The sequence below is a fragment of the Streptomyces saintjeani genome, assembly GCF_055409605.1.
This window is the reverse complement of the sequence record NZ_CP189624.1, coordinates 6690571-6716157: the sequence shown is the minus strand read 5'-3', so window position 1 is coordinate 6716157 and position 25587 is coordinate 6690571. Positions and strand designations below refer to the sequence as shown.

General features: G+C 71.6%; 21 protein-coding genes. 8 read left to right on the top strand and 13 right to left on the bottom strand.

Annotation, left to right across the window (positions count from 1 at the left end):
- Nucleotides 1-82 precede the first annotated feature (82 nt).
- From ACQCO7_RS30680 to ACQCO7_RS30665, 4 genes are all read right to left on the bottom strand, one after another.
- Nucleotides 83-214: a hypothetical protein gene (locus tag ACQCO7_RS30680; RefSeq protein ID WP_010356915.1), complete on the bottom strand. Its 132-nt coding sequence runs from the start codon at nucleotides 212-214 to the stop codon at nucleotides 83-85.
- Between the two features lie 221 nt (nucleotides 215-435).
- Entirely contained in the window at nucleotides 436-1059 is a 624-nt protein-coding gene (locus tag ACQCO7_RS30675; RefSeq protein ID WP_464074852.1) for an HAD family hydrolase, read from the bottom strand.
- A gap of 102 nt (nucleotides 1060-1161) precedes the next feature.
- On the bottom strand, nucleotides 1162-2793 hold the full coding sequence (gene pruA, locus ACQCO7_RS30670; RefSeq protein ID WP_464074851.1) for an L-glutamate gamma-semialdehyde dehydrogenase: 1632 nt from the start codon (nucleotides 2791-2793) through the stop codon (nucleotides 1162-1164).
- Between the two features lie 64 nt (nucleotides 2794-2857).
- Nucleotides 2858-3814: a proline dehydrogenase family protein gene (locus ACQCO7_RS30665; RefSeq protein ID WP_464074850.1), complete on the bottom strand. Its 957-nt coding sequence runs from the start codon at nucleotides 3812-3814 to the stop codon at nucleotides 2858-2860.
- Nucleotides 3815-3941: 127 nt separating this feature from the next.
- Between ACQCO7_RS30665 and ACQCO7_RS30660 the strand changes: the two genes are divergently transcribed.
- Nucleotides 3942-5270 (top strand): PucR family transcriptional regulator, encoded by a 1329-nt coding sequence (locus tag ACQCO7_RS30660; RefSeq protein ID WP_464074849.1) that lies wholly within the window; start codon nucleotides 3942-3944, stop codon nucleotides 5268-5270.
- Here the strand turns inward: ACQCO7_RS30660 and ACQCO7_RS30655 are convergent.
- The gene (locus ACQCO7_RS30655) at nucleotides 5171-5683 is read right to left on the bottom strand and encodes a hypothetical protein (protein WP_464074848.1); all 513 of its coding nucleotides are present in this window, start codon (nucleotides 5681-5683) and stop codon (nucleotides 5171-5173) included. The two genes, ACQCO7_RS30660 and ACQCO7_RS30655, sit on opposite strands and share 100 nt — an antisense overlap.
- Before the next feature lie 189 nt (nucleotides 5684-5872).
- Here ACQCO7_RS30655 and ACQCO7_RS30650 point away from each other — a divergent pair, with 189 nt between their 5' ends.
- The 4 genes from ACQCO7_RS30650 to ACQCO7_RS30635 are packed head-to-tail and all read left to right on the top strand — an operon-like array spanning nucleotide 5873 to nucleotide 10767.
- Nucleotides 5873-7366 (top strand): ABC transporter substrate-binding protein, encoded by a 1494-nt coding sequence (locus tag ACQCO7_RS30650; RefSeq protein WP_464074847.1) that lies wholly within the window; start codon nucleotides 5873-5875, stop codon nucleotides 7364-7366.
- A 29-nt stretch (nucleotides 7367-7395) separates the two neighbouring features.
- A complete protein-coding gene (locus tag ACQCO7_RS30645) occupies nucleotides 7396-9105 on the top strand; it encodes an ABC transporter permease subunit (RefSeq protein WP_464074846.1) in 1710 nt (569 codons plus the stop codon).
- Entirely contained in the window at nucleotides 9095-10078 is a 984-nt protein-coding gene (locus ACQCO7_RS30640) for an ABC transporter ATP-binding protein (protein ID WP_464074845.1), read from the top strand. The genes ACQCO7_RS30645 and ACQCO7_RS30640 overlap by 11 nt, the downstream gene beginning before the upstream one ends.
- Nucleotides 10075-10767 carry an ATP-binding cassette domain-containing protein gene (locus ACQCO7_RS30635; protein WP_464074844.1) on the top strand — a complete coding sequence of 231 codons (693 nt, stop codon included), beginning with the start codon at nucleotides 10075-10077 and terminating at the stop codon, nucleotides 10765-10767. The genes ACQCO7_RS30640 and ACQCO7_RS30635 overlap by 4 nt, the downstream gene beginning before the upstream one ends.
- Here ACQCO7_RS30635 and ACQCO7_RS30630 read toward each other — a convergent pair.
- Complete coding sequence (locus ACQCO7_RS30630; RefSeq protein WP_464074843.1) at nucleotides 10742-11317, bottom strand: TetR/AcrR family transcriptional regulator; 576 nt, start codon at nucleotides 11315-11317, stop codon at nucleotides 10742-10744. The genes ACQCO7_RS30635 and ACQCO7_RS30630 overlap by 26 nt on opposite strands.
- Before the next feature lie 97 nt (nucleotides 11318-11414).
- Between ACQCO7_RS30630 and ACQCO7_RS30625 the strand changes: the two genes are divergently transcribed.
- Complete coding sequence (locus tag ACQCO7_RS30625) at nucleotides 11415-12890, top strand: MFS transporter (RefSeq protein ID WP_464074842.1); 1476 nt, start codon at nucleotides 11415-11417, stop codon at nucleotides 12888-12890.
- A 152-nt stretch (nucleotides 12891-13042) separates the two neighbouring features.
- Here ACQCO7_RS30625 and serA read toward each other — a convergent pair whose 3' ends face one another.
- The 6 genes from serA to ACQCO7_RS30595 form a co-directional block, all read right to left on the bottom strand.
- The gene (gene serA, locus ACQCO7_RS30620) at nucleotides 13043-14632 is read right to left on the bottom strand and encodes a phosphoglycerate dehydrogenase (RefSeq protein ID WP_010356902.1); all 1590 of its coding nucleotides are present in this window, start codon (nucleotides 14630-14632) and stop codon (nucleotides 13043-13045) included.
- 247 nt (nucleotides 14633-14879) lie between these two features.
- The gene (ilvC, locus tag ACQCO7_RS30615) at nucleotides 14880-15878 is read right to left on the bottom strand and encodes a ketol-acid reductoisomerase (RefSeq protein ID WP_409113995.1); all 999 of its coding nucleotides are present in this window, start codon (nucleotides 15876-15878) and stop codon (nucleotides 14880-14882) included.
- Between the two features lie 90 nt (nucleotides 15879-15968).
- Nucleotides 15969-16493, bottom strand: a complete 525-nt coding sequence (ilvN, locus tag ACQCO7_RS30610) for an acetolactate synthase small subunit (protein WP_010356899.1) — start codon at nucleotides 16491-16493, stop codon at nucleotides 15969-15971.
- A 19-nt stretch (nucleotides 16494-16512) separates the two neighbouring features.
- Entirely contained in the window at nucleotides 16513-18360 is a 1848-nt protein-coding gene (locus ACQCO7_RS30605; protein WP_464074841.1) for an acetolactate synthase large subunit, read from the bottom strand.
- A gap of 286 nt (nucleotides 18361-18646) precedes the next feature.
- Nucleotides 18647-21607 (bottom strand): putative bifunctional diguanylate cyclase/phosphodiesterase, encoded by a 2961-nt coding sequence (locus ACQCO7_RS30600; RefSeq protein WP_464074840.1) that lies wholly within the window; start codon nucleotides 21605-21607, stop codon nucleotides 18647-18649.
- A 393-nt stretch (nucleotides 21608-22000) separates the two neighbouring features.
- Nucleotides 22001-22987, bottom strand: a complete 987-nt coding sequence (locus ACQCO7_RS30595) for a 2-hydroxyacid dehydrogenase (RefSeq protein ID WP_464074839.1) — start codon at nucleotides 22985-22987, stop codon at nucleotides 22001-22003.
- A 78-nt stretch (nucleotides 22988-23065) separates the two neighbouring features.
- Between ACQCO7_RS30595 and ACQCO7_RS30590 the strand changes: the two genes are divergently transcribed.
- Together ACQCO7_RS30590 and ACQCO7_RS30585 are read left to right on the top strand one after the other, a co-directional pair.
- Nucleotides 23066-24058, top strand: a complete 993-nt coding sequence (locus ACQCO7_RS30590; RefSeq protein ID WP_464074838.1) for an aldo/keto reductase — start codon at nucleotides 23066-23068, stop codon at nucleotides 24056-24058.
- A gap of 53 nt (nucleotides 24059-24111) precedes the next feature.
- Nucleotides 24112-25314, top strand: a complete 1203-nt coding sequence (locus ACQCO7_RS30585) for a PQQ-dependent sugar dehydrogenase (protein ID WP_464074837.1) — start codon at nucleotides 24112-24114, stop codon at nucleotides 25312-25314.
- Nucleotides 25315-25327: 13 nt separating this feature from the next.
- On the opposite strand, the gene ACQCO7_RS30580 is transcribed toward ACQCO7_RS30585, so the two are convergent.
- Nucleotides 25328-25573 carry a DUF6191 domain-containing protein gene (locus ACQCO7_RS30580; protein ID WP_464074836.1) on the bottom strand — a complete coding sequence of 82 codons (246 nt, stop codon included), beginning with the start codon at nucleotides 25571-25573 and terminating at the stop codon, nucleotides 25328-25330.
- Nucleotides 25574-25587 lie beyond the last annotated feature (14 nt).

The window sequence follows — 25587 nt, the reverse complement described above, 5'->3', positions numbered from 1 at the left end:
CCTAGCCCCGGGTCCCAGGGGGTGACACGGGGCGTCCGCGATACGGACACCCCGTGTCGACCAGGATGCGGCTCCCGGTGACTCAGTGGCCGGTCTCTCCGCCGTTGTCCCGGCGGTCGAGGGCGCGCTGGAGCGCGGCTGCGGCGTTCTTGCGGTCGTTCTCGCTGGTACGCGACACGTGGCGGACTCGGCGGCGGACGGTCGTCTCGGCCATGGGTGATCGGCTCCTTCTTCACCAGGGGAAGTGTTGACGAGACGCCGGTCGGGCGGGGAGCGTCGAGCCGCAGGGGTGGCTGCGTAGGGCCCGGCTCGCATCCGCCTTCGCTTGGTCGAGCGAGACGTTCGGCTCCTACAAAGCTACGGGTCCGGAGCGCCGTTGTCTGCACAGTTACTCGGACTTCCTACTATCTGAGACGGCACGTCCCTGACCTGCGATTACGCGGTTCCCCTGATGGTGTCCAGCAGGTCCGGGGAGATCACGCCGGACGAGGCCGAGAACGAGTACGTCAGGGTGCGGAACCCGGCGGACCCGGCGCGGGCGACGTTGCGTGGGCGGTCCTCGACGACCAGGGTTGTCGCCGGGTCGACGTGGGCCGCCGCCCGCTCGAACAGGCCCTCTCCCGGCGTGCTTTTGGAGACTCCCTCGCGGCAGGACAGGAACACGAGGCCGGGGTCGATCCACTTGTCCAGGCGCAGGCGGCCGGACTGTTTCGCGTACCAGAACGTCGTGTTGTTGGAGACGATGCCGACGCGGTGGCCCGGTGCCGCGGCGGACAGCATCGTCTCGGCCGACGGGTTCGCGGTGAGGAGTTCCTCTTCCAACTCCCTTATCAGGAACGGGGAGACGGGCTGGCCCAGGCGGCGGGAGAGGGCCTTCCAGTAGTCCTGCTCGGAGGTCTCGCTCAGGCTGAAGCGGTGCCACAGCTTGCTGCCCGTCTCGGCGACTCGCGTGCGGTCGAGGCCCAAGCGGTCCGCGAGGCCGGTGCGTTCGGTGAGCAGGAGCGTCTCCCACGGGTCGCGGAAGAGGACGTCACCGAGGTCGAAGAGGACTGTGGACACCGGCTCCGGGCTCATCTCGTGTGCCTTCCCGCAGAGTTGGTCCACCACGCGTGCCGTCGGGGTCCGGGGTGCGTGACGGTAGCACGCACCCCGGGTCGATTTTCATCCCATGTGCGGATACGTGTAGTCCGTCGGCGCGACCAGCGTCTCCTTGATGGCCCTGGTCAGCGTCCAGCGCGTGAGGTTCTGCGGGGCGCCGGCCTTGTCGTTGGTACCGGAGGCCCGCCCGCCGCCGAAGGGCTGCTGGCCGACGACCGCGCCGGTGGACTTGTCGTTGATGTAGAAGTTCCCGGCGGCGTACCGGAGTTTGGCCATGGTGTGGGCCGCCGCAGCGCGGTCACCGGCGATGACGGAGCCGGTGAGCGCGTAGTCGGAGACCGACTCCATCTGGTCCAGCATCGCGTCGTACGCGTCGTCCTCGTACACGTGCACCGCGAGGAACGGGCCGAAGTACTCCGTGCGGAACACCTCGTTGTCCGGGTCGGTGCACTCGACGACCGTCGGGCGGACGAACCAGCCCACCGAGTCGTCGTACGTGCCGCCCGCGACGATCGTGCACGCCGGGTCCGTCTTCGCGCGGTCGATCGCGGCCTTGTTCTTGGCGAAGGCCCGCTCGTCGATGACCGCGCCGATGAAGTGGGACAGGTCGGTGACGTCGCCCATGGTGATGCCGTCGACCTCGGCGGCGAACTCCTCGCGGAAACCGTCGTTCCAGATGGACGCCGGGATGTACGCGCGGGACGTCGCGCTGCACTTCTGGCCCTGGTACTCGAACGCGCCGCGCGTCAGCGCCGTCCTGAGGACCGCGCGGTCGGCGCTGGGGTGGGCGACGACGAAGTCCTTGCCGCCGGTCTCGCCGACGAGGCGCGGGTAGGCGCGGTACTTCTCGATGTTGGCGCCGACCGTCTTCCACAGGTGCTGGAAGGTCCTGGTCGAGCCGGTGAAGTGGATGCCCGCCAAGTCGCGGTGTTCCAGGGCGACTTCGGAGACGGCGATGCCGTCGCCGGTGACGAGGTTGATGACGCCCTTGGGGAGACCGGCCTCCTCCAGCAACCGCATCAGCAGGACGGCCGCGTGGGTCTGCGTCGGGGACGGCTTCCACACGACGACGTTGCCCATCAGGGCGGGCGCGGTCGGCAAGTTCCCTGCGATCGCGGTGAAGTTGAAGGGGGTGATCGCGTAGACGAACCCTTCGAGGGGGCGGTGGTCGAGGCGGTTCCACACGCCCGGGGAGTTCGCCGGGGGCTGCTCGGCGAGGATCTGGCGGGCGTAGTGGACGTTGAAGCGCCAGAAGTCGACCAGTTCGCAGGGCGTGTCGATCTCGGCCTGCTGCACGGTCTTCGACTGGCCGAGCATCGTCGACGCGGCGATCGTCTCCCGCCAGGGCCCGGCGAGGAGTTCGGCGGCACGCAGGATGATCGCGGCACGGTCGTCGAAGGCCATCGCCCGCCAGGCGGGGGCGGCGGCGAGGGCCGCGTCGATGGCGTCGCGGGCGTCCTGCTGGGTGGCGTTTCGGTAAGTGCCCAGGACAGCACGGTGGTTGTGGGGCTGGACGACGTCGAAGGCGTCCCCGCCGCCGAGCCGCTTCTCGCCGCCGATCGTGCACGGCAGGTCGACCGGGTTCTCGGCCAGCTCCTTCAACTTGGCTTCCAGCCGGGCCCGTTCGGGAGAGCCGGGGGCGTAGCCGCGCACCGGCTCGTTGACGGGGGTGGGCACCTGGGTCACAGCGTCCATGGACAACTCCCTTGTGGGTATCGGCATTTGTCGAACGACGAACAACGTCAGTGCTTGGTCAACGTCATCGCTTGGTCAACGTCGAGCGTGCGAAGAAGCGCAGGTTCGCCGGCTTCTCGGCCAACCGCCGCATGAAGTAGCCGTACCAGTCCGTCCCGTACGCCGTGTACACCCGCATCCGGTGCCCCTCCGCCGCCAGCCGGAGGTGTTCGTCGCCGCGGATGCCGTACAGCATCTGGAACTCGTACTCGTCCGGCTTGCGGTGGGCGCGGTGGGCGAGTTCCTGGGCGATGGAGATCAGGCGGGGGTCGTGGGAGCCGACCATGGGGTAGCAGTCGCCGTCCATCAGGGTGCGCAGGATGCGGACGTACGCCTTGTCGATCTCGTGTTTCTGCTGGTACGCGACCTCGGCGGGCTCCTTGTACGCGCCCTTCACCAGGCGGACCCGGCTGCCGCTCGCGGCGAGGCGGTGGGCGTCGGTCTCGGTGCGGAAGAGGTACGCCTGGATGACGCAGCCGGTCTTGGGGAAGTCGCGGCGCAGGTCCGTGTGGATCGCGAACATCGAGTCCAGGGTGGTGTGGTCCTCGGCGTCCAGCGTCACCGTCGTACCGATCGCGTCGGCGGCCTCGACGACCCGCCGAACGTTTCTGTAAGCGGTTTCATGGCCGTTGCCGAGCGCCTGGCCGAACATCGAGAGCTTGACGGAGACCTCCGCCTTCTCGCCGAGGCCGAGGTCGCCGAGGCCGAGGTCGCCGAGGCCGAGGTCGCCGAGGCGCTCCAGGAGCTGGAGGTAGGCGTCGCGCGCGGCCGTCGCCTGCTCGGGCGTCGTGATGTCCTCGCCGACGACGTCGAGGGTGAGTTCGAGGCCCTTCGCGGTGAGGTCGGTGACGATCGGTACGACGTCGTCGACCGTCTCGCCGGGGATGAAGCGGTCGACGACCTGCCTGGTCACCGGGGCCGCCGAGATCAGGCGGCGCATCCGGTCGCTGCGCGAGGCGGCGAGAATCACGGGACCCAGCACGGGCACCTCCACAGACATAAAGCACCAAGTCACCGTGAACCTAGGGATCTCTCCGATCGTGGGCCATCGACAGGTGTCACGCATCCGTGGCGGGGATCTCAGACAGGTGTATGAACGACGGCTTCCCGTGGCGCAGAATGGCCGGGTGACCCCGACCTATCAGGACCTCGTGGACGAGATCTCCGGCCTCCTCGGCGTCCCCGCGACCCTGGAGAGCCGGGACTTCGAGCTGATCGCGTTCGGCGTGTACGACAGCGACGCCGAGCTGGACGCGTCCGCGCTCGACCCGGTCCGCGCGCGCTCGATCCTCACGCGGCGCTCGACGGCCACCGTGCGGGAGTGGTTCGAGGGGTTCGGCATCACCCGCGCGACCGGTCCCGTCCGTATCCCGCCGACCCCCGAGGCAGGGGTCTACCGGGGCCGGATCTGCCTCCCCGTACGCCATCGCGGCGTCGTCCTCGGCTACGTCTGGCTCCTCGACTCCGGCACCCTCGACGACGCCCGGCTGGCGGCGGCCATGGAGGTGACGGCGCGGATCGGGGTGCTGCTCGGCGACGAGGCGCAGCACGGGGCGGATCTGAGCCGGGAGCTGCGGGGGGTGCTGGAGGCGGACGCCGGGTGGCAGCGGGAGATGGCGGTGGCGGAGCTGCGGACCGGGTTGGGGGCGCGGGCGGAGGGGGCTCATGTGGTGGTGTGCGTGGCGCCGTGGGGGGTACGGGAGGTGCCGTCGGTGCGGATGGTGCCGGGGGCGGTGGCGTTGTGCGGGGTGAAGTGGGGTGGCGGCGGGGTCAGGCGGGGCGGCGGGGCGGGGTCGAGTGGCGGGGCGGGGCGGGGCGGTGAGGCGACGGGCACCTCGGCGGGGGCGGGTCAGCACGGGACGGGTTCGGCGCCGTACGGGACGGGGTCGGCTCAACGCGGGACGGGTTCAGCGCCGTACGGGGCGGGCTCGGCCCAGCACGCGGCGGCGCCGTACGGAGATGCGCTCGCCGTCCTGCTGCGGCCCGTCCCCGGCGTCGATGTCGGTGCGCGGTTGCTGGAGCGGGCCGGGGCCGGGGCCGCCGCCGGGGTCTCCGGCTCGCGCGAGGGGCTGGAGGAGCTGGCGGTCTCGTGGGCGGAGGCGTCGGCCGCCGCGCGCGCCGCGCTCGCCGAGCCCCGGCTGGGGCCGGTCGCGCGGTGGGGCGGGATCGGCGCGTACCGGCTGCTGACGTCGCTGGGTTCCGTCGCCGACCCCGCCGTCGCCCCCCTCCTCTCCCCCGCCCACCGCGAGCTGGCGCGGACCGCCGAGGTGTACCTGGACTGCGCGGGGCAGGCGGGCCGTACGGCGGCGGCCCTCGGCATCCACCGGCAGACGCTGTACTACCGGTTGTCGCGGGTGGAGCAGCTGACGGGGCTGGATCTGGACGACGGGGAGGACCGGTTGTTGCTGCACATGGCGTTGAAGGGGGCGCGGCTGTAGGGCGCCGGCCCGTCGGCTGGAGGGTGCCCGGCCGCAGCGTCTCGCGCGTCCTCCGCCAACCCCTCCAGCCCGCTCGCGCACCCCGCCGCGAGGACCGCCGTGAACCGGGGGCACGTCCACGACTCCAGGGTCCGGGTGTGCTCGGTGGCCGGGAACTCCTCGGGGGCGTACACCTGCGGCAGGCCGTGCCGGATGTCGTCGTACCGGGTGGTGGGGTGGCCGTCGGCGCGCAGGCACTCGGCGTCGAGATGACCGAGGGGCCGCTCGCGGCTCTCCCGGACGGTCGCCACGAGCCGTACGGGGCACAGGAGTTCGCCGATCGGGGGCTCGCCCCGGTCCGCGTGGCCGCGCCCGTAGCACTCGCGTCCGGCGGCGCAGGTCAGCCGGAGCCCGGTCTCGGCGTAGCCCGGCACGACGAGGTCGAGGGCGATGCGCGCGAACCCGGCGATGTTGCGCGGGCAGGCCCACTCGCCACGGTCATGCCGACGTGCGGGGCGGGCGGCCAGTTCCCGTCCGGAAGAAGAGGGGGCTGTTGAAAACGATTGTCATCGTGTTAGCGTCTGGCGACCCTGCCTTGACCGCCCCTTTACTCGGAGTGCTCCGTGCGCCTGCCCGCTCGCCGTCTGATACCCGCCACCGCCCTCACGGCGGCCTCGGCACTGCTCGTGTCGGGGTGCTTCACGGGGTCGTCCGGTGCGAGCGGGGACGGCGGGAAGCGCGTCCGCGTCGCGATGATGCAGCCGCCCCGGTCGGGGCTGTCGCCGCTGTCGGACGACGCGTTCAAACTGTCGCGCTGGGCCACGGCGGAGACGCTGGTGAAGCTGAACGCGAACGGGGACGCCCAGCCCGCGCTGGCGACCAAGTGGACGCGGTCCGGGAGGAGTTGGACGTTCGCCCTGCGGGACGGGGTCACGTTCCACGACGGTACGCGGCTGGACGCCGACGCCGTCGTGAGGTCCCTGGCAAGAGCCGCCACCGCCTCCCCCAAGCCCCGCATCCTGGACGGCGTCGAGCTGACGGTGAAGGCGTCCGGTGACAACGTGGTCGTCACGACGGCCGACGAGGACCCCCTCCTCCCCCAGCGCCTCAGCTCCCCCCAGCTGTCGATCCTCGCGGCGAAGGCGTACACCGGGAGGACGGTGAACCCGGTCGGCGCGGGCACCGGCCCCTTCACGCTGGTTTCCGTGAACGGCACGTCGTCCGCGACCCTCGACCGGTACGACGGCTACTGGGGCCCCAAGGCCAAGTCCCCCGGCATCGACGTGAGGTTCGTGCCCGACGGCACCGCCCGGGCCGCCGCCCTGCGCAGCGGCGAGGCGGACATCGTCGAGGCGGTACCGGTGTCGCAGGCGGCGCTGCTCGACCAGAAGCTGATCACCGAAGTCCCGATGCCCCGCACCAACACCCTTTACCTGAACACCTCTTCGGGCCCCTTCAAGGACGCCTCGCTGCGGGCCGCCGCCCGGCAGGCCATCGACGCCGAGTCGATCGTGAAGGGCGTGTACGAGGGCCGCGCGGACGTCGCGAAGGGGCTGCTCGGCCCCGCGCTCCCGTGGGCCGCCGGGCTGCGCGAGCCGGTGACGCGGGCCGCCGCCGGTCAGCCGAAGGGCACGAGCGTCACCATCGGCACGTTCACCGACCGCGCCGAGCTGCCCGAGGTGGCCGCCGCGCTCCAACAGCAGCTCCAGAAGGCCGGGTTCACGGTGCGGCTGGAGGTGCGCGAGTACTCGGCGATCGAAGCGGACGCGCTGGCCGGGAAGTTCGACGCGTTCATCCTCTCGCGGGCGACCGTCCTCGACTCCGGGGACCCGGCGGCGTACCTGTACAGCGACTTCGCGTCGGACGGCTCGTTCAACATCGCCCAGCTCAAGAACCCTTCCGTGGACGCCGCGTTGAAGAAGGCGGGCGTCCAGCCTACCGGTGCGGCGCGGCGGGCCGCGATCATCGCCGGGGAGGCGGCCGTGCTGGCGACCGACGCGGCGGTGCCGATGCTGCACGAGCGGGTGATCCAGGGGGACGCGGCCAAGGTGGTGGACGCGGCGCACGATCCCCGGGAGCGGGAGCTGGTCACGGCTTCGACGTACGTGGGTTCATGAGGTCGTTCCTGAGGCCGAGTTCAGCCGGGATGACCCGAACCCTCGGTCTCCTCACGGTCGTTGCCGCCGTCGGGCTGCTCCCCTGGCTCTCCGGGAACGACCCCGCGCTGACCGTCCTGCGGGCGCGCTCGGCGGAGCAGGAGCCGACGAAGGAGGCGCTGGACTCGATCCGGCAGGACCTCGGCCTGGACGCCGGTCCTCTTTCCCTGCTGGGGAGTTGGGCCGGTGACCTGCTGCGCGGCGACCTCGGCACGTCCTGGGTCTCCGGCACGGACGTCCTCCCGTCGGTCACCGCCGGGCTCCAGGTCTCGCTGGCCCTGATGGGCGCGGCCCTCGGTGTCGCGGTCCTGCTGGCCGCGATCGTCGTCGCGCCGGTGCTGGTGCGCGGTCGGGGTTCGGCGGGGGCCGGGGCCGCGATGCTGGCGGCCGTACCGGAGTTCCTGCTCGCGACGGTCGGGCTGCTGGTGTTCGGCGTGTGGCTCGGCCGGCTCCCGACGTCCGGCTGGGAGGGCCCAACGCACATGATCCTGCCCGCGGTCGCGCTCGGCGTCCCCGCCGGTGGGCTGCTGGGGCGGCTCGTCGCGGACGCGCTGCCGTCCGTGCTCGACGAGCGGTGGGTCGAGCTGTGGCGGGGCGCCGGGGTGAGCCGTGCGCGGGTCGCCGGGGCGGCGCTGCGGCGCGTACTGCCGCCGCTCGTACCGCAGTTCGGGATGGTCGCCGTCGGTCTGACGGGCGGCGCGGTCGCCGTGGAGACCGTCTTCGCGGTGCCCGGCATCGGGCGTACGGCGCTCGGCGCGGCCAAGTCGCAGGACCTGCCGCTGCTCCAGGGCTCGGTGCTGGCCCTGCTGCTGCTCGGGCTCGTCATCGGGGCGCTGTCGGCGCTGGTGCGGCGCCGGTTGCTGGGGCCCGCGCTGCGGGACGCGTCGCTGACGCTGCCGCCGCCTCGGCCGGTGCGGGTGCCGGTGGCCGTGCCGGTGGTGTTGTTCGCGGTGCTCGCGGGGGCCGTCGGGTGGGGGGTGCTGCGCGATCCGTACTCCGTGAACACCGACGAGCGGCTTTTCGCGCCGAGTTGGGGGCATCCCCTCGGGACGGACGGGCTGGGGCGGGATGTGCTCGCGCGGCTCGGGCACGGGGCCGCCACGACGGTCGGGACCGCCGCCGCCGTATGCCTGCTGGGGCTGGCCGTCGGGCTCGCGCTCGGGTTCCTGCCCGGCGTCGCGGCCGGTGCCGCTGACATCGCGAACGCGTTGCCGCCGGTCATCGTGGGGATTCTGGTCGTCGCGGCGACCGGGCCGGGAACGGGCGGTGCCGCCTTGGCAGTTGCGCTGGTGTCGTGGCCCGCTCTTGCCGCGCATACGGCCGCGCTGGTGCAGGAGGTGCGGGCTTCGGCGTTCCTGACGGCTCAACGGGCCATCGGGGCGACGCCGTTGTGGATTCTCACCCGGCATGTGCTGCCCACGGTGGCGGGGCCGGTCGCCCGGCATGCCCTGCTGCGGCTGCCGGGGATCGCGCTGGCGCTGGCGTCGCTCGGGTTCCTGGGGCTCGGGGCTCAACCTCCGGCGCCCGAGTGGGGGTTGCTGCTCGACGAGTCGCGGGCTTATGTGGAGCGGGCTCCCTGGGCCGCGCTGGCGCCTGCGGTGGCGCTGGCCGTGCTGGCGGGGCTCGCGGTGTCGGGAGCGGCGTTCGTGGAGGGGCGGGAGCGGCGGAAGGCGAAGGAAGAGGTGTCTCTTGCGGCGTGATGAAGTGGTAGGAGCCGAAGGGGAGTTGGCGCCCGAGAGCGTGAGGCCGGCCGACGGCTCCGCGCCGGGGAGTTCCCCCCTGCTGTCCGTCCGCGACCTCCGCGTCTCCTTCTCCGGCGTCGAAGCCGTCCGGGGCGTCTCCTTCGACGTCCGGGCCGGTGAAGTCCTCGCGATCGTGGGCGAGTCGGGGGCCGGGAAGTCGCTCACCGCCCGCGCGCTGCTCGGGATGCTGCCGAGGGAGGCGGTACGAGGCGGCGTCGTGGAACCGGACTTGTCGGGTCGGCGGGGGCGGCGTATCGCGCTGGTCCCTCAGGACGCGCTGTCCGCGCTCTCCCCCGTGCACCCCGTCGGCGATCAACTCGCCGCCGCCGTACGGTCGGTGCGGCGCGTGTCACGGGGTGAGGCGCGGGCGCTGGCCGTCGCCGCGCTGGCGCGGGTCGGGATTCCGGACGCCGCGCGGAAGGCGCGGGCGTATCCGCACGAGTACTCCGGCGGGATGCGGCAGCGGGCGGTCGTCGCGATGGCGACCGTCAACGAGCCGGAGATCCTGGTCGCGGACGAGCCGACGACCGCGCTGGACGAGGAGCGGCGCGAGCAGGTGCTGGCGCTGCTGCGGGCCCAGGCGTCCGCGCTGGTGCTGGTGACGCACGACGTGGAGTCGGTACGACGGCACGCGGACCGGGTGCTGGTGATGTACGCGGGGCGGGTGGTCGAACTCGGGCCCGCCGAGCGGGTACTCGGGGCGCCGCGTGCGCCGTACACGGCCGGGCTGCTGGCCTCGCTGCCGCGTCCGGGCGGGCCGAAGCGGCTGCCCGTGCTCGCCGGCAACCCCCCGTTGCCGGGGGCGATTTCGGCGGGGTGCGCGTTCGCGCCGCGCTGTTCGTTCGTGACCGAGGTGTGCCGGGTGGCGGAGCCCGAGCCCCGGGAGGCCGACGGGCGGACGGTCGCCTGCCATCACTGGGAGCGCGTGTGAGCGAGTACCTTCTCGACGTCCGTGACCTCGTCGTCCGGTACGGTTCCGCGACCGCCGTGGACCGGGTGTCCTTCTCGCTGAGCGCCGGCGAGACCCTCGCGCTGGACGGGCCGAGCGGGTGCGGGAAGTCGTCGACCGCGCTGGCCGTGCTGCGGCTGCGCCGCCCGGACTCGGGGGAAGTCTGGTTCGAGGGGCGGGAGTTGACCGGTCTGCCGGAGCGCGAGCTGCGGGCCGTACGGCCTCGTATGCAGCCCGTCTTCCAGGACCCCTACGGTTCGCTGAGTCCCCGGCACCGGGTCCGGGACGCCGTCGCCGAGCCGCTGAAGGTGCAGGGGCGGTGGGACCCGGTGGCCGGTCCGGCGAAGGTCGCCGAGCTGCTCGACCGGGTCGGTCTCGACCTGTCGTACGCGGACCGGCGTCCGCACGAGCTGTCCGGCGGGCAGTGCCAACGCGTCGGCATCGCGCGGGCGTTGGCGTCCGAACCTCGGCTGCTGGTCCTCGACGAACCCGTGTCGGCGCTCGATCCGTCCGTGCGGGCCGGGGTGCTGAACCTGCTCGCCGACCTGCGCGACGAGCTGGGGCTCGGGTACCTGTTCATCTGTCACGACCGTGCTGTCGTACGGCACTTCGCGGACCGGGTCGTCGAGATGCGGGACGGGCGGGTCACTTCGGGTCGGCCGCGGCGATGAGGCGGCGCAGGCCCTCCGTCAACTCCTTGCCGTCCGGGGCGGACTTGGGGTCGAACCTCCACTGCGCGATCAGGCCCAGCATCAGGGTCGTGTAGAACGCGCCGAGGGTGTCGGCCGTCTCGTCCGGGACGTCCGCCTCCGGGACGCCGGTGAGCAGGGCGACGAAGCCGCGTGACCCCTCGCGCTGGGCTTTCGCCAACTCGTCCCTCACCTGGGGGAGTTGGTCGCCCATGACCACGATCTCCATGCTGAGGCTCCACAGCGAGGCGGGCTCCTTCATCGTCGCGACGACGTTCGTCCACACCTCCTCGAAACGCTCCAACGAGCCCGGGGGGCCGGTGAGTTCGGGGCCCTCGAAGGCGTCCGACATGCCCTCGACCAGGCCGACGTACGCCTGTGCGAGGAGCGCGTCCTTCGAGCCGTAGTGGTAGCCGATCGACGCGAGGTTCGTTCCCGACTCCTTGACGATGTCGCGGGCTGTCGTCCTGACGAAGCCCTTCGCCAGGAGGCAGCGCTTGGCTCCTTCGAGCAGATCTTCACGGTGACCCATGGGGGGCAGTCTAGCGCGGGTTCATACGGACGTCCCAGACGCATGTCTTATACAAGCGTTCTATACAAGCGTTTAATACGGTTGTATGTTTCCCGGCATGACGCACTCGACAACGCACGTGACCCGTGCCGGACGGCGTGAGTGGACCGCTCTCGCCGTGCTGATGCTTCCGCTGCTGCTGGTCTCCATGGATGTGTCCGTCCTCTACTTCGCCGTCCCCGCGATCAGCGCGGACCTCGAACCCAGCGGGACCCAGCAGCTGTGGATCTTCGACATCTACGCGTTCGTGCTCGCCGGGCTGCTGATGACCATGGGGTCGCTCGGGGACCGGATCGGGCGGCGGAAGCTGCTGCTCATCGGGGCCCTCGCCTTCGGGGTGGCCTCGCTGCTCGCCGCGTACGCGCACACCGCCGAGACGCTCATCGCCGCGCGGGCCCTGCTCGGTGTCGGCGGGGCCACGCTCATGCCGTCCACCATGGCCCTCGTGCGGACCATGTTCACGGACCCCGCCCAGCGGGCCAAGGCCATCGGGCTCTGGGCCACCGTCATGACCGCCGGGGTCGCCCTCGGGTCCGTCATGAGCGGCGTCCTCGTCCAGTACTTCTGGTGGGGGTCCGTCTTCCTCGTCAACCTGCCCGCCATGGCCCTGCTGCTGGTCCTCGGGCCGGTGCTGCTGCCCGAGTCCCGCGATCCCTCGCCGGGGGCCTTCGACTGGGTGAGCGTCCCCCTGTCCATGGGGGCCGTGCTGCCCGTCGTCTACGGGCTCAAGGAGATTCCCTCCGAGGGGATACGGGGCGAGTACCTGCTCTCCATCACGGTCGGCCTCGTCTTCGCCGTGCTGTTCGTCCGGCGTCAGCGGCTTGCACAACACCCCATGATCTCGCCGTCCTTGTTCAAGGGGCAGGGGTTCGGGGTGGCCCTCGGGCTCAACCTCGTCGCCACGTTCGGGATGATGGGGTCCGCGTTCTTCACCACGCAGTACCTTCAATCGGTCCTCGGCAAGAGCGCGTTGGAGGCATCGCTGTGGGCCCTGCTCCCGGCGGTACCGATCGGGGTCACGGCGCCCCTGGCAACGTCCCTCGTCCACAAGGGCGTCGACCGGGCGTACGTGGTGACCGCCGGGTTCCTGGTCGCGGCGTGCGGTTACGCGATGCTCGCACTCGCCGGCACGGATTCCCTGTGGCTCGTCCTCGCCGCGTGCGGTGTCCTGTCGTCCGGGATCGTCGCCGTGATGGCTCCCATGACCGACCTCGCGGTGGGGGCCGCGCCGGCTGAACGGGCCGGGTCCGCGGCCTCGTTGCTGGAGACGGGGAGTGAGTTCGGAGGGGCGATGGGGATGGCGGTGCTGGGGTCGATCGGTACGGGCATCTACCGGCACGAGATGCCGGGGACGGCTCCGGACGCGGCTCGGGAGACGCTGGGAGGCGCGCTGGCGGTGGCGGACCGGGTGCCGGGACTCGCGGAGGCGGCGCGGGAGGCGTTCACGTCGGGAATGCAGGGCGCTGCGCTGGCTGGGGCCGTGGTGTTGGTGGGGGCTTCGGCGGGTGGGCTGCTGCTGCGCCGCCGTGGCTGATCGCACCCGCAGAACCAAACGCAACGGGGCGGACCGGTTCAACTCGGTCCGCCCCGAGGGCTTTTCCGCGTCCACCCTTCAACTCACCGTAAACGGGCGGTGGGTGGGCATAGGCCGGGGGTCTGGGGGCGGAGCCCCCAGCGACCTCGGCCTCAGACCAGGTTCACCGCACGCGCCGACGTCGCACCGATCTCCGCGGCCACCTCCGTCAGAACGCCCGCCGCGACCGCCTCGTCCACCGTCAGAACGGCCAGCGCCTCACCGCCGGCGGCGGAACGCGCGACCTGCATACCCGCGATGTTGATCCCCGCCTCACCGAAGATGCGGCCCACCGTACCGACGACGCCGGGACGGTCCTCGTACCGCAGGACGACCAGGTGGTCGGCGACGGCGAGGTCCACGTCGTACTCGCCCACCGCGACGATCTTCTGCACGTTCTTCGTACCGGCCAGCGTGCCGGAGACCGACACCTCCTCGCCGTCGGAGAGCGTGCCGCGGACGGTCACGACGTTGCGGTGGTCCGCGGACTCGGAGGAGGTCGTGAGGCGGACCTCGACACCGCGCTCCTGGGCGAACAGGGGGGCGTTGACGTAGGAGACCGTCTCGTCGACGACGTCCTCGAAGACACCCTTCAGAGCCGAGAGCTCCAGCACCTTCACATCGTGCTGCGTGATCTCGCCGTACACCTCGACGTCGAGGCGGACCGCGACCTCACCGGCGAGGGCGGTGAAGATCCGCCCGAGCCGCTCGGCGAGCGGCAGCCCCGGCTTCACGTCCTCCGCGATGACGCCGCCCTGGACGTTGACCGCGTCGGGGACCAGTTCACCCGCCAACGCCAACCGCACGGACTTCGCGACGGCGATGCCCGCCTTCTCCTGGGCCTCGTCGGTGGAGGCGCCGAGGTGGGGCGTGGAGATGACCTGGTCGAACTCGAACAGCGGGGAGTCGGTGCACGGCTCCTTGGCGTAGACGTCGAGGCCGGCCCCGGCGACGCGGCCTTCCTTGAGCGCCGAGTACAGCGCCTCCTCGTCCACGATCCCGCCGCGCGCCGCGTTGACGATGCGCACCGTCGGCTTGACCTTGCGGAGCGCCTCGTCGCCGATGAGGCCGACGGTCTCGGGGGTCTTGGGCAGGTGGACGGTGATGAAGTCGGAGACTTCGAGCAGCTCGTCCAGCGAGAGGACCTTGACGCCCATCTGCGCGGCGCGGGCGGGCTGGATGTACGGGTCGTAGGCGACGACCTTCATGCCGAACGCGGACATCCGCTGGGCGACGAGCGCGCCGATCCGGCCCAGGCCCACGACGCCCAGCGTCTTCTCGGCCAGCTCGACGCCGGTGTACTTGCTCCGCTTCCACTCGCCGTTCTTGAGCGCGGCGTTGGCCTGCGGAATGTGCCGCGCGGTGGCGAGCAGCAGCCCGCAGGCCAGCTCGGCGGCGGTGACGATGTTGGAGGTCGGCGCGTTGACGACCATCACGCCGGCCTTGGTCGCGGCGGACACGTCGACGTTGTCGAGGCCGACGCCGGCTCGCGCGACGACCTTCAGCTTGCTCGCCGCGGCGACGGCCTCGGCGTCCACCTTGGTGGCGGAGCGGATCAGGATCGCGTCGACATCGGCGATGGCGGGGAGCAGTTCGGCTCGGTCCGCTCCGTTGCAGTGCCGGATCTCGAAGTCAGGGCCAAGCGCGTCCACGGTCGCGGGCGACAGCTCTTCAGCGATGAGTACGACAGGTTTCGAGCTCACGTGAGTCCTCACAGGTCCAATGCGCGGACGGCCGTCCCGACGGCCGCGGCGGAGGAGGGGCTACCGCGGAAGACGCACGACGCTGTGGGCCTGACGCGTGTTGTGCAGCAGTGTAATGGCGCGGGGAGGTGTCGTAGACGTCTCGCGCGAATTACGGATGCTCGGCACGGACGGCTCTGCGTACGTCTCCCGGTACGGGTGTGCGGACGGGGCCGGAACGCGTCGTACCGGCCCCGTCCGCGACGGCTCACGCCTCTTCGTCGACCCAGCTCATCAGCTTGCGGAGCTGCTTGCCGGTGGTCTCCAGGAGGTGCTCGGAGTCGGCGGTCTTGTACTCGTCGTACTTCTTGAGGCCGCCGTGGTACTCGTCCATCCAGTTCTGGGCGAAGGTGCCGTCCTGGATCTCGGCGAGGACCTGCTTCATCTCGGCCTTGGTGGCGTCGGTGATGATGCGGGGGCCGGTGACGTAGTCGCCCCACTCGGCGGTCTCGGAGACGGACCAGCGCATCTTCTCCAGGCCGCCCTCGTACATCAGGTCGACGATGAGCTTCAGCTCGTGCAGGCACTCGAAGTAGGCGATCTCGGGCTGGTAGCCGGCCTCGACCAGCGTCTCGAAACCGGCCTTGACCAGGGCGGACGTACCACCGCAGAGGACGGCCTGCTCGCCGAACAGGTCGGTCTCGGTCTCCTCGGTGAAGGTGGTCTTGATGACGCCGGCGCGGGTGCCGCCGATGGCCTTCGCGTACGACAGGGCGAGCGGGAAGGCGTTGCCGGTGGCGTCCTGCTCGACGGCGGCGATCGCGGGGACGCCGCGGCCCTCCTCGTACTGGCGGCGGACGAGGTGGCCGGGGCCCTTGGGGGCGACGAGCGCGACGTCGACACCGGCGGGGGCCTTGATGAAGCCGAAGCGGATGTTGAAGCCGTGCGCGAAGAACAGCGCGTCGCCGTCCTTCAGGTTCGGGGCGATGGACTCCTCGTAGACCTTGGCCTGGATCGGGTCCGGGATCAGGATCATGATGAGGTCGGCCTCGGCGGCGGCCTCGGCCGGGGTCACCACGCGCAGGCCCTGCTCCTCGGCCTTGGCCTTGGACTTGGAGCCCTCGTGCAGACCGACGCGGACGTCCACGCCCGAGTCGCGCAGGGACAGCGCGTGGGCGTGGCCCTGGCTGCCGTAGCCGATGACCGCGACCTTGCGGCCCTGGATGATGGACAGGTCGGCGTCGGCGTCGTAGAACAGCTCGGCCACTGTGGGTTCTCTCCTTGAGTGCAGGTGTTGCGTCCCGTCCCACCGTATGACGACGGGGTGGGGGGAGGATTCGGGGTCTCGGTATACGGATTACGCGCTGCGGTCGAGGGCGCGCAGGGAGCGGTCCGTGATGGAGCGGGAGCCGCGGCCGATGGCGATCGTGCCGGACTGGACGAGTTCCTTGATGCCGAAGGGCTCCAGCATCTTCAGCATGGCGGTGAGCTTGTCGGTGCCGCCGGTGGCCTCGATGGTGACGGCCTCCGGGGAGACGTCGACGGTCTTGGCGCGGAAGAGCTGGACGATCTCGACGATCTGGGAGCGGGTCTCGTTGTCCGCGCGGACCTTCACCAGAACGAGTTCGCGGTGGACGGCCTGTGCGGGTTCCAGTTCGACGATCTTGAGGACCTCGACGAGCTTGTTGAGCTGCTTGGTGACCTGTTCCAGGGGCAGCGCGTCGACGCTCACGACGATGGTGATGCGGGAGATGTCGGCGTGTTCGGTGACCCCGACGGCGAGGGAGTCGATGTTGAAGCCGCGGCGGGAGAACAGGGCGGCGATCCGGGCGAGGATGCCGGGCTTGTTCTCGACCAGGACGGAGAGCGTGTGCTTGGACATGTTCTGCTGAAGCTTTCTCTCAGTCGTCTTCGTTGTCGCCGAAGTCGGGGCGGACGTTCAGGGCGGCCATGATCTCGTCGTTGGAGGTGCCGGCGGCGACCATCGGCCACACCATGGCGTCCTCGTGGACGATGAAGTCGATGACGACCGGCCGGTCGTTGATCGCGTTGGCCTCTTCGATGACCTTGTCGAGGTCGTCCGGGGACTCGCAGCGGATCGCGTGGCAGCCCATGGCCTCGGACAGCTTCACGAAGTCGGGGATGCGGGTGCCGCGCGCCTCGGGGTTGACGTCCTCGGGCCCGGAGTGCAGGACGGTGTTGGAGTAGCGCTGGTTGTAGAACAGGGTCTGCCACTGGCGGACCATCCCGAGGGCGCCGTTGTTGATGATGGCGACCTTGATCGGGATGTTGTTCAGGGCGCAGGTGGTGAGTTCCTGGTTGGTCATCTGGAAGCAGCCGTCGCCGTCGATCGCCCAGACGGTGCGGTCGGGCTGCCCCGCCTTGGCGCCCATGGCGGCGGGGACGGCGTACCCCATGGTCCCGGCGCCGCCGGAGTTGAGCCAGGTGGCCGGCTTCTCGTACTGGATGTAGTGGGCGGCCCACATCTGGTGCTGGCCGACGCCGGCGGTGAAGATCGTGCCCTCGGGGGCGAGTTGGCCGATGCGCTCGATGACCTGCTGCGGGGAGAGCGTGCCGTCCTCGGGGAGGGTGTAGCCGACCGGGTAGGTGTCGCGCCAGCGGTTGAGGTCCTTCCACCAGGCGGCGTAGTCGCCCTGGTGGCCCTCGCTGTACTCCTTCTGCACGGCCTGGATCAGGTCGGCGACGACCTCGCGGGCGTCCCCGACGATCGGGACGTCGGCGGCGCGGTTCTTGCCGATCTCCGCCGGGTCGATGTCGGCGTGCACGATCTTCGCGTACGGCGCGAAGCTGTCGAGCTTGCCGGTGACGCGGTCGTCGAAGCGGGCGCCGAGCGCGACGAGCAGGTCGGCCTTCTGGAGGGCGGTGACGGCGGCGACGGAGCCGTGCATGCCGGGCATGCCGAGGTGCTGGGGGTGGCTGTCGGGGAAGGAGCCGAGCGCCATCAGCGTCGTGACGACGGGGGCACCGGTCAGCTCGGCGAGGACCTTCAGCTCGGCCGTCGCCTGGGCCTTGATGACGCCGCCGCCGACGTACAGGACGGGGCGCTTGGCGGCGGTGATCAGCTTGGCGGCCTCGCGGATCTGCTTGGCGTGCGGCTTGGTCACCGGGCGGTAGCCGGGCAGGTCCATGACCGGGGGCCAGGAGAAGGTGGTCTTCGCCTGGAGGATGTCCTTGGGGATGTCGACCAGGACCGGGCCGGGGCGGCCGGTGGAGGCGATGTGGAACGCCTGCGCGATCGTGCGGGGGATGTCCTCGGCCTTGGTGACCAGGAAGCTGTGCTTGGTGATCGGCATCGTGATGCCGACGATGTCCGCCTCCTGGAAGGCGTCGGTGCCGATCGCGGCGGAGACGACCTGCCCGGTGATCGCCACGAGCGGCACCGAGTCCATGTTCGCGTCCGCGATGGGGGTCACCAGGTTGGTCGCGCCGGGGCCGCTGGTCGCCATGCAGACGCCGACCTTGCCGGTGGCCTGCGCGTATCCGGTGGCCGCGTGGCCCGCGCCCTGCTCGTGGCGGACCAGGACGTGGCGCACCCGCTTGGAGTCCATCATCGGGTCGTACGCCGGCAGGATCGTGCCGCCCGGAATGCCGAAGACGGTGTCGGCGCCGACCTCCTCGAGCGAGCGGACGAGGGACTGCGCACCCGTCACCTGCTCGACGGGGGTGGAGTGTCCTCCGGATCGGGGCCGCGGCTGCGGATGCGGGGCCCCGGTGGCCTGCTCGGTCATCGGCATTCTCTTCTCGATGCTGAGGGTTTTTTGCGGGTTTCGTGCGAAGTGCGGCTGCTGCCCGGAGGGCGTCCGTGCAACAAAAAACCCCTCGTGCCGTAAGGCAAGCGAGGGGAGCGCGTCGGGTGCGTGCGCTGGGAGGTCCGGGTCGTCCCGGGCGTCCACAGCTTCAGCCGACGCGCTGTCCAAGTACGAGAATTCGGGTGCGCATGGCAATGACCCTCCCCCCGACGCGCATCCACTGTCAAGCGGGTGGGACGGGGGTCTCAGTATGTGGGCCACGGTGTCAACCGTGCGCCGGCCCCCCGCCCGCCAGCACCGGCTCGCCCGGCCCGTACGGAACCGGATAGCGCCCGGACGCCAGCGCCCGCCGCAGCCGGTACTCGTCGAGCGGCCCGGAGAACGCGGTGCCCTGCCCGTAGGTGCACCCCATCTCCCGCAGGGCGACGACCTGTTCGGGCAGGTCGACCCCTTCGGCGACGGTGTCGAGCCCCAGGTCGGCGGCGATCCGCAGGACCCCGGCGGTGATCTTGTGCAGCCGCGCGGACTCGACGACGCCCTCGACGAGCCCCCGGTCCAGCTTGAGGACGTCGACCGGCAGCCTGCGCAGGGCCGTGAGCCCCGTACGGCCCGCGCCGAGGCCGTCGAGCACGATCCGTACGCCGAGGCGGCGCAGGGCGCTCAGGCGCCGCTCCAGGTCCTCCAGCGGCACCGCGGGGTCGGCGTCGGCCAGCTCGACCGTGAGCGCCCCGGAGGGCAGCCCGTGCCGGGTCAGCAGCGCCTCGACGGAGGCGAGCGGCGAGGACCGGTCGACGAGCCGCCGCGCGTCCGTGCGGACGGTCACCGGCACGGACAGCCCCGTGGCCGCGCGCTCGGCGGCCCGCTCGACGGCCTCGGCCAGCACCCACTGCGCCAGCTCGGCCGTCCGGTCGCCGTCCTCGGCGACGCGCAGGAACTCGGCCGGCGTGAACAGCACGCCCTGCGAGGACCGCCAGCGCGCGAGCGCCGCGACGGACGAGATCCGGCCGTCCGCGAGCCGTACGACGGGCTGGTGCACGAGCGTGAACTCACCGTCGTTGAGCGCCGCGCGCAGCCGCGTCGCCAGCTCCGCCTTGCGCACCACGTCCTGCTGCATCTGCGGCTGGTACAGCTCGACGCGGCCCTTGCCGCCGGACTTCGCGCGGTACATCGCGAGGTCGGCGTTGCGCAGCAACTCCCCCGCGCTCAGGCCGGGTTCGGCGAAGGCGACGCCGATGGAGGCGGCGACCCGTACGTCGTTGCCGTCGATGGCGTACGGCTGCGAGAGGGCGATCCTGAGGCGGTCGGCGAGCTCCAGGATGTGCCGTTCGCGGGCGCCGCGGTCGCGGGAGTTGTCGCCCATGATGAGCGCCGCGAACTCGTCGCCGCCGAGCCGGGAGGCGGTGTCGCCCTGGCGTACGGCGTCCTGGAGGCGGCGCGCGGCCTGGATCAGGAGGTCGTCGCCGGCGGCGTGGCCGATGGTGTCGTTGACGGCCTTGAAGCCGTCGAGGTCGATGAAGAGCACGGCCGTGTTGCGCAGGGCGTGGCCCCGGTCGGAGCTGCGGCGGCCGGACAGGGCCTGCTGGACGCGCTGGGTGAACAGGGCGCGGTTGGGCAGGTCGGTGAGCGGGTCGTGCTCGGCGCTGTGCTGGAGCTGGGCCTGGAGCCGGACGCGTTCGGTGACGTCGCGGCTGTTGAAGATCAGGCCGCCGTGGTGGCGGTTGACGGTGGACTCCACGTTCAGCCAGCCGCCGTCGCCGGAGCGGAAGCGGCACTCGATGCGGGTGGTGGGCTCGTCGTGCGGGCTGGTGGCCAGGAAGCGGCGTACCTCGTGGACGACGCCGCCGAGGTCGTCGGGGTGGATGAAGTGCGCCAGTTCGCGGCCGTGCATCTCCTCGGCGGGGCGGCCGTACACGCCCGCGGCGGCCGGGGAGACGTACTTCAGGGCGCCGCTCGGAGCGGCGATCATGATGACGTCGCTGGAGCCCTGGACCAGGGAGCGGAAGTAGTTCTCCTTCTGCGCCAGCTCCTGGGTGAGCTTGACGTTGTCGAGGAGCATGATGCCCTGGCGGACGACGAGGGCGAGGACGACGGCGCCTCCGGTGAGCAGCACGACGCGGTCGACGCTGCGGCCGTTGAGGACGTTGTAGAGGATGCCCAGGGTGCAGACGGCCGCCGCGAGGTACGGCGTGAGGGCGGCCAGCGAGCCCGTGATGGGGCGGGTGGTGGCCGGGGAGCGGTCGGGGGGCGGCGTGCTGGGCCGGGGGCGCGGGCGGTCGAGGGTCGGCGGCGCCGGGTGGCGGTGGTCGCGGCCCGGGATGTGCTCGTGGACGATGCGCGGGTCGCCGCCCCACAGGCTCACGGGAGCCTCGGTGCGGGAGCCGGTCGCGGCCCAGGGCGCGTACGCCAGCAGGAGGGAGCCGGCGAACCAGCCCGCGTCCAGGAGCTGGCCGGAGTGGTAGCCGTTGTGCAGCAGGGGCGAGGTGAACAGGGCGTCGCACATCACCGTGAGCGCGAGGGCGCCGACGGCGGTGTTGACGGCCGTACGGTTCACCGAGGACCTGCGGAAGTGCAGGACGAGGACCATGCTGACCAGCGCGATGTCCAGGAGCGGGTACGCCAGGGACAGCGCCGTGTGCGCGACGCCGGTGCCCTCGAACTTGGCGGCCTGCGCGAGGGCGAGACTCCAGGAGAGCGTGAGCAGCGAGCCGGCGATCAGCCAGGCGTCCAGCGCGAGGCAGACCCAGCCGGCCTTCGAGACGGGCCTGGTCGCCAGCACGAGGAGGCCGACGAGGGCGGGCGGGGCGAAGCACAGGAAGAACAGGTCGGCGTAGCTGGGGCTCGGCACCGGGACGCCGAGGACGACCTCGTACCAGCCCCAGACCAGGTTGCCGAGCGAGGCCATCGCGGAGGAGAGGGCGAACAGCAGCCAGGCCGGCCGAAAGCGGACGTGGCGGCTGCGCGCGTACAGGAAGCAGGACACGGCCGCGGTGCCGGCCGCCGCGCTGAGCCCGAAGTCGCCCATGATCAGGGCGAGTTGCCGATCGCCCCAGCCGAGCGCGGAGCCGATGGCGTAACCCGCGCAGACCAGGGCGATGAGGAGTTGGTGGACCAGGGTCCGGGTGGCCCGCTCGGGGGCCGGGGGCCTGGCGGGCGGCGTCCCCGGTTCGGGGTGGGGGCGCAGCATCTCGTCGAGCGTCGTCGTCATGGCGGAGGGCGGCGCGTTCACCAGGGCCTCCCGGTCTGCTTCGGCCCCGGGCGGTGGTGGTCGCCGCTGTGGGGCGGGTGGTCGGTGCCGACGTGGGACGCGCTGTTCCGGTTGCCGTGTGCGGTGGTGTGACCGCCTTGCGAGCCGTTTCTGCGTGGCGCGGTGCTCCAGGGTCGCCGTCGGCGGCCCCGCCGCGTCGGATCGTTCGCCCGTAGGCCGTGCATCGCCCGTCGCCCCCCTCACAAATCCGTGAACGTCCATCCCCGGCGCCGAATCGTGCGTGGCGCAGCCCCTGTCCGGGACGATACACCAGTCTCGTCACTCAGGGACATAGTCTCTCTACGCTCCGTGACGACCAGGGACTATGCCGGTACACCCCGCGTCCGGAGGACTGCGGAGGGTACCTGAACCGGATCACAAACCTGCCGCGCCCGTCGTAAGGATCACGTTCCGCAGGGGCTCCCGGTTCACATATCGCACCAACTGGTCCACCAGCAGTCGCTTGGCCCTCGGCAGGAAAGCGCTGCTCGGACCGCCGACGTGCGGACTGATCAAGACTCCCGGCGCGCTCCACAGCGGATGCCCGGCGGGCAGCGGCTCGGGATCGGTGACGTCCAGCGCGGCCGTCAGGCGGCCCGACTCCAGCTCCGCGAGCAGCGCCGTGGTGTCCACCACCGCCCCACGCGCCACGTTGACCAACAGCGCGCCGTCCTTCATGCGGGCCAGAAACGGCTTGTTGACGAGCATACGAGTGCTCTCCGTGAGCGGCGTCACCACTATCACGACGTCCGCGACCGGAAGCAGTTCCGGCAGCTCCTCGATGGAATGCACCGGTCCGCGCTCCGTCGTGCGCCCGGCGCGCGCGACCCGTACCACCCGCGCGACCTCGAACGCCGTGAGCCGGTCCTCGATCGCCGTGCCGATCGCGCCGTAGCCGAGGATCAGGACCGTGCGGTCCGCGAGGGCGGGGTGGAAGCCGCCCTGCCACTCCTGGCGGTCCTGCGCGCGCACGAAGCCCGGGATGCCGCGCAGGGAGGCGAGCGTGAGGGTGAGCGCGAGTTCGGCGGTGCTCGTCTCGTGCACCCCGCGCGCGTTGCACAGCTTCACGCCGGGTGGGAGCTGAGCCAGGTGGGGGCTGACGTCGTCCACTCCGGCGGTCAGGGTCTGGATCAGGCGGACATCGGTCATCTCCGTGAGCGGACCGACCCTGACGGCTTGCGCCTTCATGTACGGGACGACGTAGACGCCGCAGTGGGCCGGGTCGCCGGGGTAGGGCTGGGTGCCGTCGGGGCCGCCGTCCCAGAAAAGGTAGTTCGGCCCCTGCGGGAGGCCCTCGATCTCCTCCGGCGGAATGGGGAGCCAGACGTCTTGAACGCTGTGACGTGCGGTGTCGTCAGTCATGGGCAGGAGGTTATGTCAGGCACGCGCGCGTGCAGAGGTTAGGTTTGTGGAGTTCAGGAGAGGGAGGGTCAGGGGCAGGTGGAGCGCAGGACGATCGGCGCCGGCGCGCTCTCGGCGGGGGCCGTCGGACTCGGGTGCATGCCGATGAGCTGGGGGTACAGCGGATCGCGGCGCCGGGGCGACGAGTCCGCGCGCGCGGTGCACCGGGCGCTGGACGTGGGGTCGTCCTTATTGGACACCGCCGACATGTACGGGCCCTTCACCAACGAGCTGCTCGTGGGGCGGGCACTTCGGGGCCGGCGCGCCGAGGCGTTCGTCGCCACGAAGGTGGGGCTGCTGGCCGGCGATCAGCACATCGTCGCCAACGGCCGTCCCGGGTACGTCCGTCGCGCCTGCGACGCGTCCCTGCGGCGGCTCCAGACCGACGTCATCGACCTCTACCAGCTCCACCGCGCCGACCCCGAGGTGCCCGTCGAGGAGACCTGGGGCGCCATGGCCGACCTCGTGCGCGCGGGCAAGGTGCGGGCGCTCGGGCTGTGCGCGCTGGGGGCGCGCGGGCACCGGCGCTCCGGCGCACACCTCCACGAGCCGACGCTCCATCAGTTGACGCGCGTCCAGCAGGTGTTCCCCGTCGCCGCCGTCCAGGCGGAACTGTCCGTCTGGTCCCCCGAGGCGCTCGCCTCCCTCCTCCCCTGGTGCGCCTCCCGCAACATCACCTTCCTCGCCGCGATGCCCCTCGGGAACGGGTACCTCACCGGCACCCTCACGCCGGGGCAGGGCTTCGAGCCCGACGACATGCGGGCCCGCCACCCTCGCTTCACCGCCGAGATGATGGCCGCGAACCAGCCGATCGTCGCCGGGCTGCGCCGCGTCGCCGCGCGCCACGGGGCGACCGTCGCGCAGGTCGCGCTCGCCTGGGTGCTGGCTCAGGGGCGGCATGTGATCGCTCTGCCGGGGGCCAAGCAGGAACGTTGGGTCACCGAGAACGCGGGGGCGGCGGAGGTGCGGTTGACGGCGGAGGATCTGGCCGAAGTGGCCGCGTTGCCCCGGGCGTTGGGGTCGTGGGACTGAGGCTCGTGGGATCTGTCGCGGTGGAGCGGGAACTCGTGGGGCGTCCGGCTCGTATGACAGGCAGAGGTCGGCGGGTGGAAGGGGTCGGGGTCGTGGGACGTCGCGGTGTGGTGGCCGGGGTGGCTGTGGGGGTGCTGTTGCTGGGGGCCGGGTGTTCTTCCGGGGGCTCGGATGCGCGGGAGCCCGAGGGTGGGGCTGGGGCGTCCTCTGGGGCGTCCGCGTCCGGTGGGAGTCCGGCTCCTCAAGGGAAGGCGGTGCCGCCGCCCGCGAAGGGGTCCGTGCGGGTGGTGCGGACCGTCGCCGAGGGGCTGAAGTCGCCCTGGGGCGTCGCCGCGATTCCCGGCGGGGGGCTGCTGGTCGGGTCCCGGGACGAGGGGACGATCACGCTGGTCGGGGCCGGGGCGACGGCCGAGGTGGGTGAGGTGCCCGGGGTCTCGCCCGACGGCGAAGGGGGGCTGCTGGGGCTCGCGCTGTCACCCCGGTTCGCCTCCGACCGGATGGTGTACGCGTACTTCACCTCCGAGTCCGACAACCGCATCGTCCGGATGCGATACGACGAGCGCAGGCCGGCGGGACAGCGGCTGGGGGCTCCCGACACGGTGTTCAAGGGCATCCCCAAGGGGCGTATCCACAACGGCGGGCGGATCGCGTTCGGTCCCGACGGGATGCTGTACGCGGGCACGGGGGAATCCGGCGAGACGGGGCTCTCCCAGAACCTCGGCTCCCTCGGCGGCAAGATCCTCCGCCTCACTCCCGAGGGCGACCCCGCCCCCGGCAACCCCTTCCCCGGCTCCCCCGTCTACTCCTACGGCCACCGCAACGTCCAGGGCCTCGCCTGGGACTCCCGGCAGCGCCTCTTCGCCGCCGAGTTCGGGCAGAACACGTGGGACGAACTCAACGCGATCGCCCCCGGCGGCAACTACGGCTGGCCCGAGGCGGAGGGCAGGTCCACGGACGCCGAGTACCGCAGCCCTCTCGCCCAGTGGCCCACAGCCGACGCCTCCCCCAGCGGGATCGCGTACGCCGAGGGGTCCATCTGGATGGCCGGGCTCCGGGGACAGCGGCTGTGGCGCATCCCGCTGAACGGCACCGAGGCTTCCGCCGAACCGCAGGCGTTCCTGGCGAAGGAGTACGGGCGGTTGCGGACCGTGGTCTCCGCCGAGGGGAACAAGCTGTGGGTGACGACGAGCAACACGGACGGGCGAGGTGTGGCGCGGAACGGGGACGACCGGATCCTGGAGCTGGAGGTGAGCTGAGGGGGCGGGGCCGTCAGCCCGTCTCCGTGTCGTCGTCGCCCTCGCCCTCGTCCTCGGACGACGCGTCCGGCTCCTCCGCGCGAGGCGCACGCACCGTGACCTTCCCCGACGACAGGTCTATCGGCCCCCGCCCGGGGTCCCCGTCACCGACATCCTCACGCGTGAGTTCCAGCCGGTTCTGCTCGTCCTGCGTGTGCTTACGGCCCGGGGAGAAGAGTTCCTCGAAGGCGTTGAACATCGTGGTTCCTCCAGGGCTCATCGGCGTTCCCATTG

Bases quoted from the DNA above. Each gene is read 5' to 3' on its own strand.
- ACQCO7_RS30680 (WP_010356915.1), bottom strand. From the start codon at position 214: ATGGCCGAGACGACCGTCCGCCGCCGAGTCCGCCACGTGTCGCGTACC.
- pruA (WP_464074851.1), bottom strand. From the start codon at position 2,793: ATGGACGCTGTGACCCAGGTGCCCACCCCCGTCAACGAGCCGGTGCGC.
- ACQCO7_RS30645 (WP_464074846.1), top strand. From the start codon at position 7,396: ATGACCCGAACCCTCGGTCTCCTCACGGTCGTTGCCGCCGTCGGGCTG.
- ACQCO7_RS30630 (WP_464074843.1), bottom strand. From the start codon at position 11,317: ATGGGTCACCGTGAAGATCTGCTCGAAGGAGCCAAGCGCTGCCTCCTG.
- ACQCO7_RS30625 (WP_464074842.1), top strand. From the start codon at position 11,415: ATGACGCACTCGACAACGCACGTGACCCGTGCCGGACGGCGTGAGTGG.
- ilvN (WP_010356899.1), bottom strand. From the start codon at position 16,493: ATGTCCAAGCACACGCTCTCCGTCCTGGTCGAGAACAAGCCCGGCATC.
- ACQCO7_RS30605 (WP_464074841.1), bottom strand. From the start codon at position 18,360: ATGACCGAGCAGGCCACCGGGGCCCCGCATCCGCAGCCGCGGCCCCGA.
- ACQCO7_RS30595 (WP_464074839.1), bottom strand. From the start codon at position 22,987: ATGACTGACGACACCGCACGTCACAGCGTTCAAGACGTCTGGCTCCCC.
- ACQCO7_RS30585 (WP_464074837.1), top strand. From the start codon at position 24,112: ATGACAGGCAGAGGTCGGCGGGTGGAAGGGGTCGGGGTCGTGGGACGT.
- ACQCO7_RS30580 (WP_464074836.1), bottom strand. From the start codon at position 25,573: ATGAGCCCTGGAGGAACCACGATGTTCAACGCCTTCGAGGAACTCTTC.